Origin of the sequence: Burkholderia sp. BCC1999, assembly GCF_905339975.1 — a bacterium.
Taxonomy (GTDB): domain Bacteria; phylum Pseudomonadota; class Gammaproteobacteria; order Burkholderiales; family Burkholderiaceae; genus Burkholderia.
Map to the genome: position 1 here is coordinate 73,057 of NZ_CAJPHP010000001.1, position 15,086 is coordinate 88,142.

A 15,086-nucleotide genomic window follows, 5' to 3' on the forward strand; every position below is an offset into this window, starting at 1 on the left:
TGGAGGTGATATGCCGAAGGTTGAGTTGATTTCTCCGATCCGTGATCGAATGGTGGGTTTCTCATCATTGGGCGAAGATGTCGCAAAGAATGGAACAGTTTTGTATGGAAAATGCCCTCATATTGGAAAAGATGCCTATCTTCACACGCTCTATCCAGCACTAACTGATGCGGAAATAAAAATTCTGGAGGAGCAGATAGAAAGAAAGTTGCCGCAACAGCTTGTTGATTTTTATGGTGAATGCAATGGATTTCATTATTTTGTCGATACGCTGATTGTGTATGGCTTGAGGAGTATAGCTGGGCGAGGAGCTGATGCCTTCTATCAGCCGTATGATATGAGAACTCCAAACGTTGACGAACGAATTCGTGACGCGGACGAAGACGCTATTTTTTTTGCATGGTACGACTGGGACGGCAGCTTGGTTTACACGCGAAAAAATGAATCGGCAATCTATATGTGCGGTAATGACTCAATGAAGCCGGTAGGAAAATGGAGTTCTCTCAAAGAGTTCCTGTCCGAAGAGTCGGAGAGAGTGTTGGGTTTATTTGATTCAAAGGGTATTTTGCTTGACGAAAGTGCTTCAACTCTTCCTGTTCGTTAATCGAATGGCCGGGAAGCTGAAGGGGAGAGAATATTGGTGGCGACTGAGACGACAACAATCTACGAATATAACGATAGGTACTGGATTGTTGAGGAAAGTTCTCAGCGATGGCCAGATAGAGACGGTCCGATTGAGAAGGTGGATCTAGTTGTCAAGGAATTCATCTGGAAATCAAGTAAGGATCATTCCTGTTGATAACTGTGTGGCTGGACACAGTGAGTCGGCTGTAATGGATCGGATTGTTGAGTTGAGAGGGATTGTCGATTCCGAAAAACTCGGTGCCTCGATCGTTGAGGCATTCAAGTATGCAGCGACACACCCTGAAAGGAAGGGTGACGCTTGAAACTATAGGGTGCGCTGGCTATGTGTGGTGTCGCGCAAGGTGAGAAGGCACAGAGTTATTGGATGCCAGTCGCGATGCGCGCTCTAGGAGGGTTCTCAATTCATGCGCAATGCGGTGATGTGGTTTGAAAATTCGCGATGAATTCCATTGATATCGAGACTCTGGTGCTGGCATGGGGCAGGAAATTCATCGATTTCCGTGTGGCGAAGATCCAATTTTTCAGGCCAAAAGAAGAAAAATGGGATTTCCTCGAGGTTGATGCGCCAATGCATCGAAGGGAATATTCAAATGACGGATGCTCGCGCGATTTTTGAGCAGAATGCAGGTGTTTTTGGTGATATTTATGAATTTGTATCCCAGGATGATGTCGGCGGGCTTGCGAAAATATTCGACGAACATCCGGATTTTTTAAATGTTCCGGTGTACGGGGGCGCTGGTGGTGGCCTGAACCTTATGCACCGTGCCGCCGCGCAAGGTCGGCTGAATGCATGTCGATATTTGCTCGATATGGGCGTCAGCGTCGACGTTTGCGACGACAATTTTCTGACGCCGCTGGTTGGGGCGGCTTCGGCTGGCCATTTGTCGACCGTGCAGTTCCTCCTCAAGCACGGCGCGAGCGTGAATGGTCACGGATGTGGTGTCACTACGCCGTTGATCGAAGCGTCCATGAACGGGCATCGGGATGTCGTTGTCTTCCTGGTCGAGCACGATGCCAATCTCGACAGATTGCAAAGGAAGTTCAACCAGACCGCGCTTGATGCCGCGTTGGTCTACAAACAGGAAGCAGTGGTGCAAGCTTTGCAACGCGTCGGTGCGAGGCGATCGATTGAGGCGATTGATCTTGCAGAGGAGCGTGGGAGTGGAATTCTGGAGCACATTTATCACAAGGTCGGCCCGATCCTGATCGACAGGAAAACCGTTGCGGTGGGACAGGCGCCGGTTGAAAGTCGTGCCGCGTTGATAAAGGAAGATAAATCAAGCAAGCTGCTTTTTACGATCGGACTTTTTGAATTTTCTCCCCGTCTGGAATTGATGTTTTGTGTCGAGTCGGATTGGCCCCTGGCCCCGGAATGTGCGGAGTGCGAGCCCCGTTATCAATTTCCTGGCGCAATTTTTGAATGGATCTGCGCGCGGATGGGTGCGGGTACGGTATTCGCGGAGGGAGATATTTTAACGCCGGAGGGTATCGAGGGATCGAAGATCGTCTGGCCTGAAGAAATTGACGCCCTTCTGTTTTCTGATTACAGTTTTGATCATGATTATCAGGAGAGCGAGGGCGGCGACGAGGATAGCGTGAAATTGCTCTTGCTGACTGCAATAAAATTGCCGAAGAGTAAAAAATCGAGTGCAGATAAAGTCGGTGATCTCGTCCGGAAAACCCGGAATCTTCCCTGGAAAAAAGTGAGGCTTCCGCTCAGCTGAAGGGAGTCGGATCGCGCTGGAGGCATCCGTCGTATCAGTCTGTATAGATCGACCCGATATCGCGTCGCGTTCGATTGTGCGCGCGGTGCGTTGGAACGATGACGTAAACTCTTTCGGTCAGCCCCGGTCGTTTGTCGCACCGCTTGCCTCATTTTCCGATCCGCCACGCCATGTCACGTACACCGTCACCGACCGACCTCCCCACCATCCTCCTCATCGGCGCCGCCGGCCTGCTCGGCCGCGCGGTTGCCGCATCGCTGGCCAGCGAGTCGTCGCTGACGCTGCTTGCGACGATCCGGAACCCGCAAAGCGCAGGCGCAAAACTTCTGGCATTGCCGCCGGAAAACCTCGCGCAACTGGACGTCCTCGACCAACCGGCTCTCGAACACCTCTTCGAAACCCGCCAACCGGCCGCCGTCATCCTCTGCGCCGCCGAACGCCGCCCGGACGTCTGCGAGCGTGATCCGGCCGCTGCCCGCGCGATCAACGTCGACGCACCGGCCCGTGTCGGCGCGCTGGCCGCCCGATACGGTGCATGGACGCTCGGCATTTCCACGGACTACGTCTTCGACGGCAAGGCCGCTCCGTACACGGAAGACGCCACGCCGAATCCGTTGAACATCTACGGCCGCACCAAGCTGGAAGGCGACGCGGCACTCCTCGCGGCATCTTCGCTTTCCTGCGTGCTGCGCCTGCCGTTGCTCTTCGGCCCGATCGCCGACTGGAGCGAATCGGCGGTCACGAGCCTCGCCCCGGCGACCGTGGCATCCGCCCGTCCGGGCGCGCAAGCGGTCGGCATGGACGCCTGGGCGATCCGCTACCCGACCTACACGCCGGACGTTGCGAAGGTGATCCGCGACCTGACGCTGCGCCATCTCGCGGGTGAATCCGTCACGGGCATCCGTCACTGGTCGGGCGAGGAGCCGATGACGAAGCACGACATCGCGCAGCGCATCGCTGCCGCGCTCGGCGTCGACGCATCGCTCACGCCGATCGACCAGCCGACCGACGCAACGCCGCGCCCGTACGATTACCATCTCGACGCGTCGCGCCTGCGCGCGCTCGGCATCGACCATGCGACGCCGTTCGACGTGGCATTGCGCACGGTCCTGCGCGGCGCGCCACCGCTACCGTAACGCCGCCACGACGACGAACGGGCCGCCCCGAAGAATTGTGCGAACGCGGCCCGTATGCGATGCTTGCTCCGCGGTGCGCGGGGCATCTGCGATGCGCTTCGCGTGACGCATGGCCGACGCGATCCCGTTCCCCCGGCGCACGAACCCGACAACAACCATGACCACCTCAGCTTCCCGCCCGCCGGCCCGCACGCTGACCCGCCTGCGCGCCACGTTTCGCCAGTACTTCAGCCTGCGCGAGGGCCAGGCCGACCGCGAAACGATCGACCAGGACATCCGCAGCGGCGTTGGGCTGCGCGGCACGAACCTGTGGATCCTGATCTCCGCGATCTTCGTCGCGTCGATCGGCCTCGATGTGAACTCCACCGCGGTCATCATCGGCGCGATGCTGATTTCCCCGCTGATGGGGCCGATCATGGGGCTCGGCTACGGGATCGGCATCTACGATTTCGCGCTGATCCGCCGGTCGCTGAAGACACTGGCCATCGCGACGCTGATCAGCCTCGCGACGTCGGCGTTGTATTTCTCGTTGAGCCCGCTGACGGGCGAACACTCCGAACTGCTCGCGCGCACGTCGCCGAGTATCTGGGACGTGCTGATCGCGCTGTTCGGCGGCCTCGTCGGGATGATCGGCGCGACGCGCAGCGAAAAGACCAACGTGATCCCCGGCGTCGCGATCGCGACCGCGCTGATGCCGCCGCTGTGTACGGCCGGCTACGGGCTCGCGCACGGCAGCCTCGCGTATTTCGCTGGCGCGTTCTACCTGTTCTCGATCAACTCGGTGTTCATCGCGTTCGCGACGCTGGTGGTGACGTGGGTGATCCGCGCGAAGCCGGTCGCGCCGGTCGACGAAACGCTGCAGCGCCGCGTGCGGCGCGTCGTGCTCGCGGCGGTCGTGCTGACGGCCGTGCCGAGCGTGATCCTCGCGTACCGGCTCGTCACGCAGGAAGTGTTCAACGCGCGCGCCGAGCAGTTCATCAAGACCGAGCTGTCGCTGCCGCTGTCGGTGGTCGCGAGCAAGCGCGTCGATCCGCGCGGCCGCGTGATCGAGGCGACGCTGGTCGGCCAGCGGGTCGACCAGGCGAAACTCGACCGGCTGGCGGACAAGCTGCCGGCCTACGGCCTGCAGAACAGCCGGCTTGTCGTGCAGCAGGCTGGCGACGAACGGATCGACACGGGCTCGCTCGCGTCGTCGCTGAAGGCGAGCATCGCGCAGGACCTGATCGCCGCGAACGACGCGACGCGCACTGAAATGGACGCGAAAGACCGGACGATCGCACGCCTGCAGCACGAAATCGACGGCCGTGCGACGCAGCAGGCCGAGCTGTCGCGCGTCGCGCGCGAGCTGCGCACGCAGTATCCGCAGATCCGCGAGATCCTGTACGGTGCGACCGACGGATGGGACGCCGGCGCGAGCACGCCGGACGCGGAACCGTTCGTGACCTTCGTCGTGTCGACCGCGAAGCCGCTGCCGCGCGCGGACCGCCAGCGAATCGAACGCTGGTTGAGCGTGCGGCTCGATTCGCCGCGCGTGCGTGTCGTGACGGCGGGGTGATGCCGACCCCGTGCACATGACTTGTCGCCGTCGATCGGACCGGGAGAGCCGGCCGGAGCGTCGCGCTCGCGCGGCGCTGCCCGGCATCCCGCCGCATACCTGCCCCGGAGCCACGCCATGCAACTGAAATGGCTCGAAGACTTCGTCGAACTGGCCCGCACGCGCAGCTTCACGCGCGCAGCGGAAAACCGCTTCGTCACGCATCCGGCGTTCGGCCGCCGCATCCGTTCGCTCGAGGAATGGGTCGGCACGCGGCTGATCGCACGCACGAAACCGCTCGAACTGACGGCGGCGGGCACCGTCTTCCTCGATGCGGCATCGAATGCGCTCGACATCCTGCACGGCGTGCGTACGCAACTGCAGGAAGCGTCGCCGGTGCTGGAGAACAACCTGCGGATCGCGACCGGCCGCACGTTGTCGGCCACCTTCTTCTCCGACTGGTACGACGAGACGGTTGCGCGTGCGGGCTTTTTCACGGCGACCGTGTCGACCGGCAGCGCGGAGGAAGCGATCCTGCAGCTCACGGCCGGCGAAGCCGACATGCTGATCGTCTATTCGAGCCCGCACACGCGGCTGCTGATCGATCGCGACCGCTTCGACTGGCTGTCCGTGGCGCGCGAGGTGCTGGTGCCCGTCAGTGCACTCGATGCGCGCGGCAGCGCGCGCTACCGGCTGCCGGCCGGGCAGGCGCCGGTGCCGTGGCTCGCGTTCGCGCGCACGCTGACGCTGCGCGCGGTGCTTGCGCGGCATCTCGCCGAAATGCCGAACCGGCCGACACTGCGGCCCGTGTACCAGGCCGACTCGTACGAAGCGATCCTCGCGATGGCGCGGCGCGGGCTCGGCCTCGCATGGCTGCCACAGCGGCTCGTCGCGGACGACGTCCGGCGCGGTGAGCTCGCGATCGTCGGCGGCGCCGACTGGCAGATCGGCTTCGACATCGCTCTGTACCGCCGCCGGAACGAACCGCACCCGGTGCTCGACGCGATCTGGCGCACCGGGCCATCACGGGACGACGACGGCGCCCCGGCCGCCTGAGCCGGTTGCCCGAACCGGCCGGCGCATGTGTTGCGCCGATCAGCACGCTTGCGTGCCGAAACGGCACGAACGCGCGCACCGTGTTGCCTACACTCCGCGCTTGACTGGCCCGAACGGCCGCCGGCAACCGCCGCGCGCCGTCTTTCAAAATCCTGACGGCCAGCATTCCCGGAGGAGCACAGGCATGACCCGCAATACGCAAGCCGCGGCGCCGGCGCCGCACAATCCGTGGCGCGAGATCTGCGCCGCGAGCATCGGCAACGCGCTGGAGTTCTACGATCTGCTGATCTACGGTTATTTCGCGATCGTCATCGGCCAGCTGTTTTTCCCGACCCACGACGCGGCGACTTCGCTGCTGCTGTCGGTCGGCACGTTCGGCATCTCGTTCATCACGCGTCCGCTCGGCTCGATCGTGCTCGGCAGCTACGCGGACCGCGCGGGCCGCAAGGCATCGCTCACGGTGTCGATCGGGCTGATGATGGTCGGCACCGCGATGATCGCGTTCGCGCCGACGTATGCGCAGATCGGCATCGCCTCGCCGCTCGTGATCATCGTCGCGCGGATGCTGCAGGGCTTTTCGACCGGCGGCGAATTCGGCGCGGCGACCGCGTTCATGGTCGAGCAGGCCGACGCGAAGCGGCGCGGCTTCTTCGCGAGCTGGCAGATGTCGACACAGGGGCTCGCGACCGTGCTCGCGGCCGGTGTGTCCGCGCTGCTGAGCCTGCTGCTGACGGCCGATCAGCTGCACGCGTGGGGCTGGCGCGTCGCGTTTTCGGTCGGGCTGCTGATCGGCCCGGTCGGCCTGTACATCCGCCGCAACATCGACGAACCGGCCGATTTCCGCCGGCTCGGCGAGCAAGGTCGCGCGAAGTCGCCGCTGCGCGACGTGTTCGTCCGCGATCGCGCGAACATGCTGCTCGGCGCGGGCGTCGTCGCGACGGCCACGGCCTTCAACTATGTGCACAAGCTGTACATGCCGACATATGCGGTCAAGCAGCTGCATATCCCGGCCACGTCGTCGTATCTCGGCGCGGTCGTCACGGGCGCGATGCTGATGGTCGCGGCGCCGGTCGTCGGGCACCTGTCGGATCGCTTCGGCCGCATCCGCGTGATGCTGGTCGCGCTTATCCTGGTCGGCGTGACGACGTGGCCGCTGTTCGTCGCGCTGAACCGTTATCCGACCGTCGAAATGCTGCTCGCGGTACAGGCGCTCGTCGGGCTGCTGATTGCGGTGAGCCTCGCACCGTTGCCGGCGCTGCTCGCCGACATCTTCCCGACCAGCACGCGCGGCACGGGCCTCGCGCTGTCGTACAACTTCTCGGTGACGCTGTTCGGCGGCTTCGCGCCGCTGATCGTCACCTGGCTGATCGATGCGACGCACAACAAGCTGGCGCCGAGCTTCTACGTGATGGCGACGGCCGTGCTCGGCATCACGTCGGTGATCTCGCTCGGCCGCCGGATGCGCGGTGCAGCGGCCGGTTCCGCACCGTCGACGCGCGCGACCGAGGCGTGACGGACCCGACACGAACCCGATTCGGGCGTAGCCGGCACGCGCCGGCCGCGCCTTTCCCGAACCCTGACGAATCCTTCCGACATGACTACGCTTGAAGCCATCCGCGCCGCGTTGCCGGCCTATCCGATCGAAGTGGCGTTCCCCGACATCTCGCGCTGGCGTGCCGGCAACGCGGGTGTCGACTACCTGCATACGTTCGACAGCGGCAAGCCCGGCAAGCACGTGATGATCCTCGCGCTCACGCACGGCAACGAAGTCAGCGGCGCGATCGCGGTGGATGCGCTGCTGGCCGCCGGCCTGCGGCCGGTCGCGGGCCGGCTGTCGCTCGGTTTCGGCAACGTCGGCGCATACGAGCATTTCAGCGCGGAGAATGCCGACGCGACGCGCTATCTCGACGAGGACATGAATCGCGTATGGACGCCGGCCACGCTCGACGGCACACGCGCCAGCCGCGAGCTGGCCCGTGCGCGCGCGATGCGGCCGCTGCTCGATACGGTCGACCTGCTGCTCGACATTCACTCGATGCACGAAGCATCGGCGCCGCTGATGATGACGGGGCCGCTCGACAAGGCGATCGCGCTGGCAGCGGCGATCGGCACGCCCGAGCACGTGATCGTCGATCGCGGCCATGCGAACGGCACGCGGCTGCGCGACTACGGCGGCTTCGGCGATCCGGCGAGCACGAAGAATGCGCTGCTGATCGAGACGGGCCAGCACTTCGCCGCGAGCGCGCGCGACGTCGCGCTCGACAGCGCCGCGCGCTTCCTGCTGCATGCAGGCGTCGTTGCACGCGACGACGTCGCGGCGTTCCTCACGCAAGCCGCGCCGGTGCGGCAGAAGTTCATCGAGATCACGGAGCCGGTCGTCGCGCGCTCGATGGATTTCCGGTTCTCGCAGCCGTTCACGGGGCTCGAGGTGATCGAGAAAGCCGGTACCGAGATCGCGCGCGACGGCGATGACGTGATCGTCACGCCGTACGACAACTGCGTGATCGTGCAGCCGTCGATGCGCCATCTCGGCGTGAACGTCACGATGATGCGGCTGGGGCGTTTGCTTGACCGCTGATTGAGCCGGCCGCAAGCATTCGAAGTCACGCCCGGCGCAATCGCCGGGCAACCGACACCGCTTCACGCGGGCAGGTCCTTCTGAACGAACGTCGCCCGTCGGGCCCGTGCCTCGTAGTCGGGGCGGGCCGATCGTAGAGGTCGCAGCGCGGGGTGCCTTCACGATCCGCAGGGTTTTGATGCGCTGCGGCGGGCGGTGCCCGCGACGCTGAAAAGCCCGGTCGAAGCGGGTTTCCGTTTGGCATGGCGGACGATCCTTGCCCACCGGGAGTGGGCAGCATGCCCTGTCGTTCCGTCATCGAAAGGCGATACACTGCGCGGGTTCCCGATCCGGTCGGGAGCGTCGGGGGAGCCGGGCGAACCGGCGGCGATGGCGCGGATCGCGTCACGCACCCTGACTCATTCGAACAAATCGAGAGAGAAAGAGAGGGCCCATGCTGACACGTCTTCGTAACGGACTCGACCGCGCCCGCGACCTGCGCGAGTCCGGACCTGCTTCAACCCTCTCGCTCCGGCCGACGGCATGCGAACTGGTCGACCTGAGCGCGAAGCGCGCGATCTGGAGGGTGCCCGTACCCGGCCAGGTCGACTGCTATCTGGCGGCCGAGCCGGGCGGGGTGGAGCGTTTCGTCGTCCATCTCGACGCCGAGGCGTTCTATCGCCGCTGGCTCGAAACGAGCCCGGCATTCCCGAAACAGGATTCGCAGGACTGCGTACCGCGCCGGGCCATGCCGCTCGACAGCAAGTTCGCGATCGCCGCCACCGCGTTCAGGGGCGGCCGCGAGGCACCGGTGGCGCTGCCGCCGGTCGGCTACTGGCCGGCGGGAAGCGGCTACGAAGTCGCGATGAGCGACGGCATGACGCGGACTTTCTGGCTGCTCGCCAATCGCGTGCGGTCGTTTCCGGTCAGCGTGGCCGACGCAACCTGGGCGACGATGCTGAGCGGCATGGCCGGCATCGGCGTGGCGCCGATCGCGTACAGCACGCTGTTCGCGCGGGGCGTTTAAGCGCGGCAGCGGGATGCCGGGCACGGGCCGGCGACCCGCACGGCCCGCCGCGCATCGAACGCGGTTCCGCCTGAATTGACACCTGGCGTACGCGCCCATTACAGTCGGGACGCGGGCCGGTGGGTCAAGCGCACACCCGGAACAGGCAGTCGATGTTCTAGGACCACGGGGCTACCCCGTGGATCAGATCGACACACCGATGCGTCGCAAGGGGCCCGGTTGCGCGTTGCGCAACGTATCCCCTCGCAGCACCAGCCACGTTGACTCATCGTCCCGCCCATTCCTGGCCATGCACGCATCCCTGCGCGATACCACCCGCACGATTGCCGAGGCGATGCTCGCGGGCTCGCCCGAGCGTGGCGGCGTCATCGCGCGGATGGCGGCCGTGCTCGGCGACGCGCCGATGTGGGCGCATGAAGTCGCGGATGCATCGCTCGCGCGCTTCGGCGCGCACTGGGCCGACGCCGACATCGATGCGCTTGCGGAGGTCGTGGCCGAGGCGCCCGGATTCGTGCGCGCGTGGTACGGCGACCTTCGGCCGGTCGTGATCCGCGTGGTGCGGCGGCCGCCGGTCCAGCGGCCGTTGCCGGCGCCGCTCGCCGGTTGCGACGCGCCGCAATGGGCGACGCCCGGCGATCTCGCCGGCTGGCTCGGCGTGAGCGCGGCGGAACTCGACTGGCTGTCCGATCACTGGCGCGTCGACGCGCGCAGCAGCGCCACACCACTGCATCACTACACGTACGTCGCGCTCGACAAGCGCAGCGGCGGATCCCGGCTGGTCGAGATCCCGAAGGGAAGGCTGCGCGAAGCGCAGCGCCGCATCCTGCACGGGCTGCTCGACCGCATTGCGCCGCACGGTGCCGTACACGGTTTTCGCAAGGGGCACGGGATCGTGTCGTTCGCGGCGCCGCATGCCGATCGCGATGTCGTCGTCCGCTTCGATCTCGCGGATTTCTTCGTGTCGGTGCGCGCCGCACGCGTCCATGCGCTGTTCGCGACGCTCGGGTATCCGGTCGAAGTCGCCCGCACGCTCACCGGGTTGTGCACGAACCGCGTGCCGTCGGCGCGGCTGCTCGCGCCGGACCTGCGCGACCGGTTCGACTGGATCGGCCGCCAGCGCTATCGCGAGCGGCATCTGCCGCAGGGCGCGCCGACGTCGCCGGCGCTCGCGAACCTGTGCGCGTTCCGGTTCGACATGCGGCTCGCCGCGCTCGCCCGTTCGCTCGATGCGACCTATACGCGCTATGCGGACGATCTCGCATTCTCGGGCGGCGGCGCGCTTGCGCGCAACGTCGAGCGTCTGCAAATCAGGGTGGCCGCGATCGCGCTCGATGAGGGCTTCGCGCTGCAACTGCGCAAGACGCGCGTGATGCGGCGCGGGTCGCGGCAACAACTGGCCGGCGTGGTCGTCAATCGTCCCCCGAACCTGGCGCGCGATGAGTTCGATCTCCTGAAGGCCATCCTGACCAACTGCATCCGGCGCGGCCCGGCGTCGCAGAATCGAGCTGCGCATCCGGATTTCCGCGCGCATCTCGCCGGACGCGTCGCACATGCCGCCGCGCTGAATGCGGCACGCGGCGCCAAGCTGCGCGCGCTGCTCGACCGGATCGTATGGGATACCGACTACGCAGGCCGGTAAGCCGTCCGCTGCGCATCGATTCCGTCGCACGACTTATGCAACACGATGTCGCGCACTGCTATCATTCGCGCCATGCCGCACCCGTGCCAGGGGCGGCGCCCGACTTGCCGCAGCCGTTCGCCATGCCTGTTCGTACGCGACGTGCCGCGCGTCGCCGGTCCGGTCCTGCGCGTCAATGACGCACGACGTCGTTTAGTGCGCATCGCGCAAATCATGCCGGCTGGGGCAAACGATTCACATATTTGACAGCACCGATTGGCGGAACTTCGTGGTAGGTTCGCGCATCGGAGTTTTTTGCAAAAACATGCCCAAAGAGGATGAATACATGACTCAGGCCCTACAGGAACTCGAAGCACAACTTCGGGACCTGAACATCAAGCTGTCGGATGCGAAGCAGAAGGAGAAGCAGGCCGCGCTCGCGGCATTCAAGGAACAGGTCGAGCTTTTGGGCATTTCGCAGCAGGAAGTGCTGAGCGCGCTCGGCTACATCGTCCAGCGAAAACGCAAGGCGCCCGCCAAATACTACGATCCGACGACCGGCCGTTCGTGGTCGGGTCGCGGCCCTCGGCCGAAATGGCTCGAAGGCAAGGATCTCGATTCGCTCGCCGTCGACCGCGAGGCCAAGGCCTGGTGGCCCGGCGACGATCAGGGCTGAAGCAGGCCGCGCCGCAGGGCCACACGGCGCCGTCCGGTTCGCGCCGTCGGGCCCGCCGGTAACACTCCGTCCGTCCGCAGTCTTTCATCCGGTGTCCGGCATGGCCGCGACATCGCCGGCCTCGCCGCCGACACCGGATCGACGTTTTCCCCGTTCATTGCCCGCCATGTCGCGCTTGCCGTTCCGGCAGCGGCGCCGATGCGCGCCCGCGTCCGTCGTTGGCGGGCACAGGCCTTAAAATGTCGCCGGACATTCGTGGCAGGACACCATGGCAGCAAACATGAAATCTTCGGCGCTCGGCGGCTCGTCGGCCCCGCGCGTGGAGCAGGTCGGGTCGTATGCGTGGAAGGCGCTGGCCGGGTCGGCGATCGGCTATGCGATGGACGGCTTCGACCTGCTGATCCTCGGCTTCATGCTGCCGGCGATCACGGCGGCGCTGCATTTGACACCCGGGCAGGGCGGCGCGCTCGTCACGTGGACGCTGATCGGCGCCGTCGCGGGCGGCATCCTGTTCGGTGCGCTGAGCGACCGCTACGGGCGCGTGCGCGTGCTGACCTGGACGATCCTGCTGTTCGCGATCTTCACCGGCCTGTGCGCGTTCGCGCGCGGCTTCTGGGATCTGCTGGCCTACCGCACCATCGCAGGCATCGGGCTGGGCGGCGAGTTCGGGATCGGCATGGCGCTCGCGGCGGAAGCGTGGCCGGCGAGCAAGCGCGCCCGCGTGTCGTGCTACGTCGCGCTCGGCTGGCAGGCCGGCGTGCTGCTGGCCGCGCTGCTGACGCCGCTCTTGCTGCTCCACATCGGCTGGCGCGGCATGTTCCTGGTCGGCGTGCTGCCCGCGCTGCTCGCCTGGGCGATGCGCAACAAGCTGCACGAGCCGGAGGCGTTCGTGCAGCGCGCGACGCAGCCGAAATCCAACGCGTTCCGCATGCTGGTCGCCGACGGCCGCACCGCGCGCACGAGCCTCGGCATCGTGATCCTCTGTTCGGTCCAGAACTTCGGCTACTACGGGATCATGATCTGGCTGCCGACCTTCCTGTCGAAGCAGATGGGCTTTTCGCTGACGAAGTCGGGGCTGTGGACGGCGGCGACCGTCGTCGGGATGATGATCGGCGTGTGGGTGTTCGGGCAACTGGCCGACCGCATCGGGCGCAAGCCGACGTTCCTGCTGTACCAGCTCGGTTCGGTCGTCACGGTCATCGCGTATGCGCGGCTGACGGACCCCACTGCGATGCTGTGGGCCGGCGCGCTGATGGGCATGTTCGTCAACGGGATGGTCGGCGGCTACGGGACGCTGATGTCGGAAGGCTATCCGACGGCCGCGCGCGCCACCGCGCAGAACGTGCTGTGGAATATCGGTCGCGCGGTCGGCGGCTTCGGCCCGGTCGCGGTCGGCGCGCTGGCCGCGCACTACTCGTTCCAGACGGCCATCGCGCTGCTCGCGGGCCTCTACGTGCTCGACATGGTCGCGACGCTGTTCCTGATCCCCGAGCTGAAGGGCGTCGAACTCGAATGAGCGTGGTGCCCGCGCGCACCGCAACGATTTCACCGGAAACCACGATGCAACAGAAGAACAGGACGATCGGCGTGATGGGCTCGGGCAAGGAGCCGTGGCTCGCATTTTCGGACCCGCTCGGCGCATGGCTCGCCCAGGCCGGCTTCAACCTGCTGACGGGCGGCGGGCAGGGCGTGATGCTGGCCGTCGCGCGCGCGTTCGCCGGCGTGCCGGGGCGGGCCGGCCGATCGATCGGCATCCTGCCGACACAGGCCGATCCGGTCGCGGGCTTCGTGCCGCTCGACGGCTATCCGCATCCGTTCGTCGACATCCCGATCCTCACGCCGCTGCCGCGCCGCGAACCGGATGCCGATCCGCACACGATCAACCGCAACCACGTGAACGTGCTGAGCAGCGACCTGATCGTCGCGTTGCCGGGCGGGCACGGCACGGCCCAGGAAATCGCGCTGGCGCAACGCTGGCGCAAGCCGCTCGTCTGCTTCGGGCCGGACGGCGCGTTTCAGGCGCTGGCGGCGGATGCCGTGTGCACGTCGTCGCTCGACGACGTGATCCGGTTCGTGGAGACGGCGTTCGCGGGGGAGTACGCGCAGGCGCCGAGATAACTCACGCGACCGGCTTCGACGGCATCGTGATGTTCTCCAGCGGTTGCCGGCCGTCCAGCATGTCGAGCACCTGCGCCCAGTCGAACGGCAGCAGTGCTTGATAGTCGAGCCCGCGCGCGGCCATCGTGTCGACGAAGCGGTCCTGCACGCGTGCGCAGGCTTCGCTCATGTCCGGTGCGATGTCGCCTTCGCGCAGCGTGTCGGCGGCTTCGCGCATTTCCGCCGCGCGTCGGCGGCCGTGCTCGGCGACGCGACCGATCAGGTAGCCGGGCAGGTCGGGCGACGTCGCGAACCGGTCGAACGTCTGCCGCAACGATGCGAGCACGAGCGCATCGGCTCCGTACGCGCGTGCGGCGGCCAGGCATTCGACGGTCAGCGCCTCGATGCCCTTGATCATCACGCTGCGGCACATCTTGGCCGCCGACGCGACGCCGACCCGGGCCGCCACGGCCCGTGCGTTGAAGCCGAGCGCCGTCAGTTCGTGCGCGACCGCTTCGGCCTGCGGGCCACCGAGCAGCATCGGCACGGCGAGCCCTTCCGGCGGCACGGGCGCCATCACGGCCGCTTCGACATAGCGGCCGCCGGCGGCTTCGATCCGTTGCTGGCCCTGCTGCTTCATCGCGGGCGATACCGAATTGATGTCGACGAAGGTCTGGCCCGGCCGGATGCATGCCGCGACCGCTTCGACGACTTCGGCGTCGGACGATGCCGTGACGGCGGAGACGATCCACCGCGCATCGCGGATCGCGTCGGCGACGGTCGGCGCGGCCGCTACGTTCAGGCGCGCGGCGTTGTCGCGCATCGCACGCGCGGTGCGCGCATCGTCGAGCTGCCGGTCGTACATCGTCACGCGTACGCGGCGCGCGGCCAGTGCACCGCCGAGCAGGCCGCCGGCTTCGCCGAAGCCGATGAAGGCGATCGTTGCTTCGTGCATGCTTTGACTCCCTGGGCGTACGAGTGGGTCGTGCGCGGAACGACGGTATCGCAGTCGCTTA

14 protein-coding genes are annotated in these 15,086 nt (G+C 65.7%); 13 read left to right on the plus strand and 1 reads right to left on the minus strand.

The window, feature by feature from the left end; translation table 11 throughout:
* Positions 1 to 10 precede the first annotated feature (10 nt).
* The 13 genes from U5809_RS00340 to U5809_RS00400 all read left to right on the plus strand — a co-directional run bounded on the left by U5809_RS00340 (position 11) and on the right by U5809_RS00400 (position 14,091).
* Positions 11 to 604 carry an SMI1/KNR4 family protein gene (locus U5809_RS00340; protein WP_322084994.1) on the plus strand — a complete coding sequence of 198 codons (594 nt, stop codon included), beginning with the start codon at positions 11 to 13 and terminating at the stop codon, positions 602 to 604.
* A gap of 480 nt (positions 605 to 1,084) precedes the next feature.
* On the plus strand, positions 1,085 to 1,261 hold the full coding sequence (locus U5809_RS00345; protein WP_322084995.1) for a hypothetical protein: 177 nt from the start codon (positions 1,085 to 1,087) through the stop codon (positions 1,259 to 1,261).
* Positions 1,236 to 2,369 carry an ankyrin repeat domain-containing protein gene (locus U5809_RS00350; protein WP_322084996.1) on the plus strand — a complete coding sequence of 378 codons (1,134 nt, stop codon included), beginning with the start codon at positions 1,236 to 1,238 and terminating at the stop codon, positions 2,367 to 2,369. The genes U5809_RS00345 and U5809_RS00350 overlap by 26 nt, the downstream gene beginning before the upstream one ends.
* A 170-nt stretch (positions 2,370 to 2,539) precedes the next feature.
* Positions 2,540 to 3,505 (plus strand): SDR family oxidoreductase, encoded by a 966-nt coding sequence (locus U5809_RS00355; protein ID WP_322084997.1) that lies wholly within the window; start codon positions 2,540 to 2,542, stop codon positions 3,503 to 3,505.
* A 157-nt stretch (positions 3,506 to 3,662) separates the two neighbouring features.
* Positions 3,663 to 5,060: a DUF389 domain-containing protein gene (locus U5809_RS00360; RefSeq protein ID WP_322084998.1), complete on the plus strand. Its 1,398-nt coding sequence runs from the start codon at positions 3,663 to 3,665 to the stop codon at positions 5,058 to 5,060.
* A 117-nt stretch (positions 5,061 to 5,177) separates the two neighbouring features.
* The gene (locus U5809_RS00365) at positions 5,178 to 6,095 is read left to right on the plus strand and encodes a LysR family transcriptional regulator (protein WP_322084999.1); all 918 of its coding nucleotides are present in this window, start codon (positions 5,178 to 5,180) and stop codon (positions 6,093 to 6,095) included.
* A gap of 184 nt (positions 6,096 to 6,279) precedes the next feature.
* Entirely contained in the window at positions 6,280 to 7,608 is a 1,329-nt protein-coding gene (locus tag U5809_RS00370) for an MFS transporter (RefSeq protein ID WP_322085000.1), read from the plus strand.
* Positions 7,609 to 7,689: 81 nt separating this feature from the next.
* Positions 7,690 to 8,673, plus strand: coding sequence for a succinylglutamate desuccinylase/aspartoacylase domain-containing protein (locus tag U5809_RS00375; RefSeq protein WP_322085001.1), 984 nt, complete (start codon positions 7,690 to 7,692; stop codon positions 8,671 to 8,673).
* A gap of 433 nt (positions 8,674 to 9,106) precedes the next feature.
* Positions 9,107 to 9,679 (plus strand): plasmid fertility inhibition factor family protein, encoded by a 573-nt coding sequence (locus U5809_RS00380; RefSeq protein ID WP_322085002.1) that lies wholly within the window; start codon positions 9,107 to 9,109, stop codon positions 9,677 to 9,679.
* Positions 9,680 to 9,968: 289 nt separating this feature from the next.
* Positions 9,969 to 11,318, plus strand: a complete 1,350-nt coding sequence (locus U5809_RS00385; RefSeq protein ID WP_322085003.1) for a reverse transcriptase family protein — start codon at positions 9,969 to 9,971, stop codon at positions 11,316 to 11,318.
* A 325-nt stretch (positions 11,319 to 11,643) separates the two neighbouring features.
* The gene (locus U5809_RS00390) at positions 11,644 to 11,973 is read left to right on the plus strand and encodes an H-NS family nucleoid-associated regulatory protein (protein ID WP_176046642.1); all 330 of its coding nucleotides are present in this window, start codon (positions 11,644 to 11,646) and stop codon (positions 11,971 to 11,973) included.
* Between the two features lie 268 nt (positions 11,974 to 12,241).
* The gene (locus U5809_RS00395) at positions 12,242 to 13,489 is read left to right on the plus strand and encodes an MFS transporter (RefSeq protein ID WP_322085004.1); all 1,248 of its coding nucleotides are present in this window, start codon (positions 12,242 to 12,244) and stop codon (positions 13,487 to 13,489) included.
* 44 nt (positions 13,490 to 13,533) lie between these two features.
* Positions 13,534 to 14,091 carry a DNA-binding protein gene (locus U5809_RS00400; RefSeq protein ID WP_322085005.1) on the plus strand — a complete coding sequence of 186 codons (558 nt, stop codon included), beginning with the start codon at positions 13,534 to 13,536 and terminating at the stop codon, positions 14,089 to 14,091.
* Between the two features lies 1 nt (position 14,092).
* On the opposite strand, the gene U5809_RS00405 is transcribed toward U5809_RS00400, so the two are convergent.
* Complete coding sequence (locus U5809_RS00405; protein WP_322085006.1) at positions 14,093 to 15,025, minus strand: NAD(P)-dependent oxidoreductase; 933 nt, start codon at positions 15,023 to 15,025, stop codon at positions 14,093 to 14,095.
* Positions 15,026 to 15,086 lie beyond the last annotated feature (61 nt).

What these genes read in the sequence shown, in the direction of transcription:
- U5809_RS00340 (WP_322084994.1), top strand. Translation starts at nt 11, where the DNA reads ATGCCGAAGGTTGAGTTGATTTCTCCGATCCGTGATCGAATGGTGGGT.
- U5809_RS00345 (WP_322084995.1), top strand. Translation starts at nt 1,085, where the DNA reads ATGAATTCCATTGATATCGAGACTCTGGTGCTGGCATGGGGCAGGAAA.
- U5809_RS00350 (WP_322084996.1), top strand. Translation starts at nt 1,236, where the DNA reads ATGACGGATGCTCGCGCGATTTTTGAGCAGAATGCAGGTGTTTTTGGT.
- U5809_RS00355 (WP_322084997.1), top strand. Translation starts at nt 2,540, where the DNA reads ATGTCACGTACACCGTCACCGACCGACCTCCCCACCATCCTCCTCATC.
- U5809_RS00360 (WP_322084998.1), top strand. Translation starts at nt 3,663, where the DNA reads ATGACCACCTCAGCTTCCCGCCCGCCGGCCCGCACGCTGACCCGCCTG.
- U5809_RS00365 (WP_322084999.1), top strand. Translation starts at nt 5,178, where the DNA reads ATGCAACTGAAATGGCTCGAAGACTTCGTCGAACTGGCCCGCACGCGC.
- U5809_RS00370 (WP_322085000.1), top strand. Translation starts at nt 6,280, where the DNA reads ATGACCCGCAATACGCAAGCCGCGGCGCCGGCGCCGCACAATCCGTGG.
- U5809_RS00375 (WP_322085001.1), top strand. Translation starts at nt 7,690, where the DNA reads ATGACTACGCTTGAAGCCATCCGCGCCGCGTTGCCGGCCTATCCGATC.
- U5809_RS00380 (WP_322085002.1), top strand. Translation starts at nt 9,107, where the DNA reads ATGCTGACACGTCTTCGTAACGGACTCGACCGCGCCCGCGACCTGCGC.
- U5809_RS00385 (WP_322085003.1), top strand. Translation starts at nt 9,969, where the DNA reads ATGCACGCATCCCTGCGCGATACCACCCGCACGATTGCCGAGGCGATG.
- U5809_RS00390 (WP_176046642.1), top strand. Translation starts at nt 11,644, where the DNA reads ATGACTCAGGCCCTACAGGAACTCGAAGCACAACTTCGGGACCTGAAC.
- U5809_RS00395 (WP_322085004.1), top strand. Translation starts at nt 12,242, where the DNA reads ATGGCAGCAAACATGAAATCTTCGGCGCTCGGCGGCTCGTCGGCCCCG.
- U5809_RS00400 (WP_322085005.1), top strand. Translation starts at nt 13,534, where the DNA reads ATGCAACAGAAGAACAGGACGATCGGCGTGATGGGCTCGGGCAAGGAG.
- U5809_RS00405 (WP_322085006.1), bottom strand. Translation starts at nt 15,025, where the DNA reads ATGCACGAAGCAACGATCGCCTTCATCGGCTTCGGCGAAGCCGGCGGC.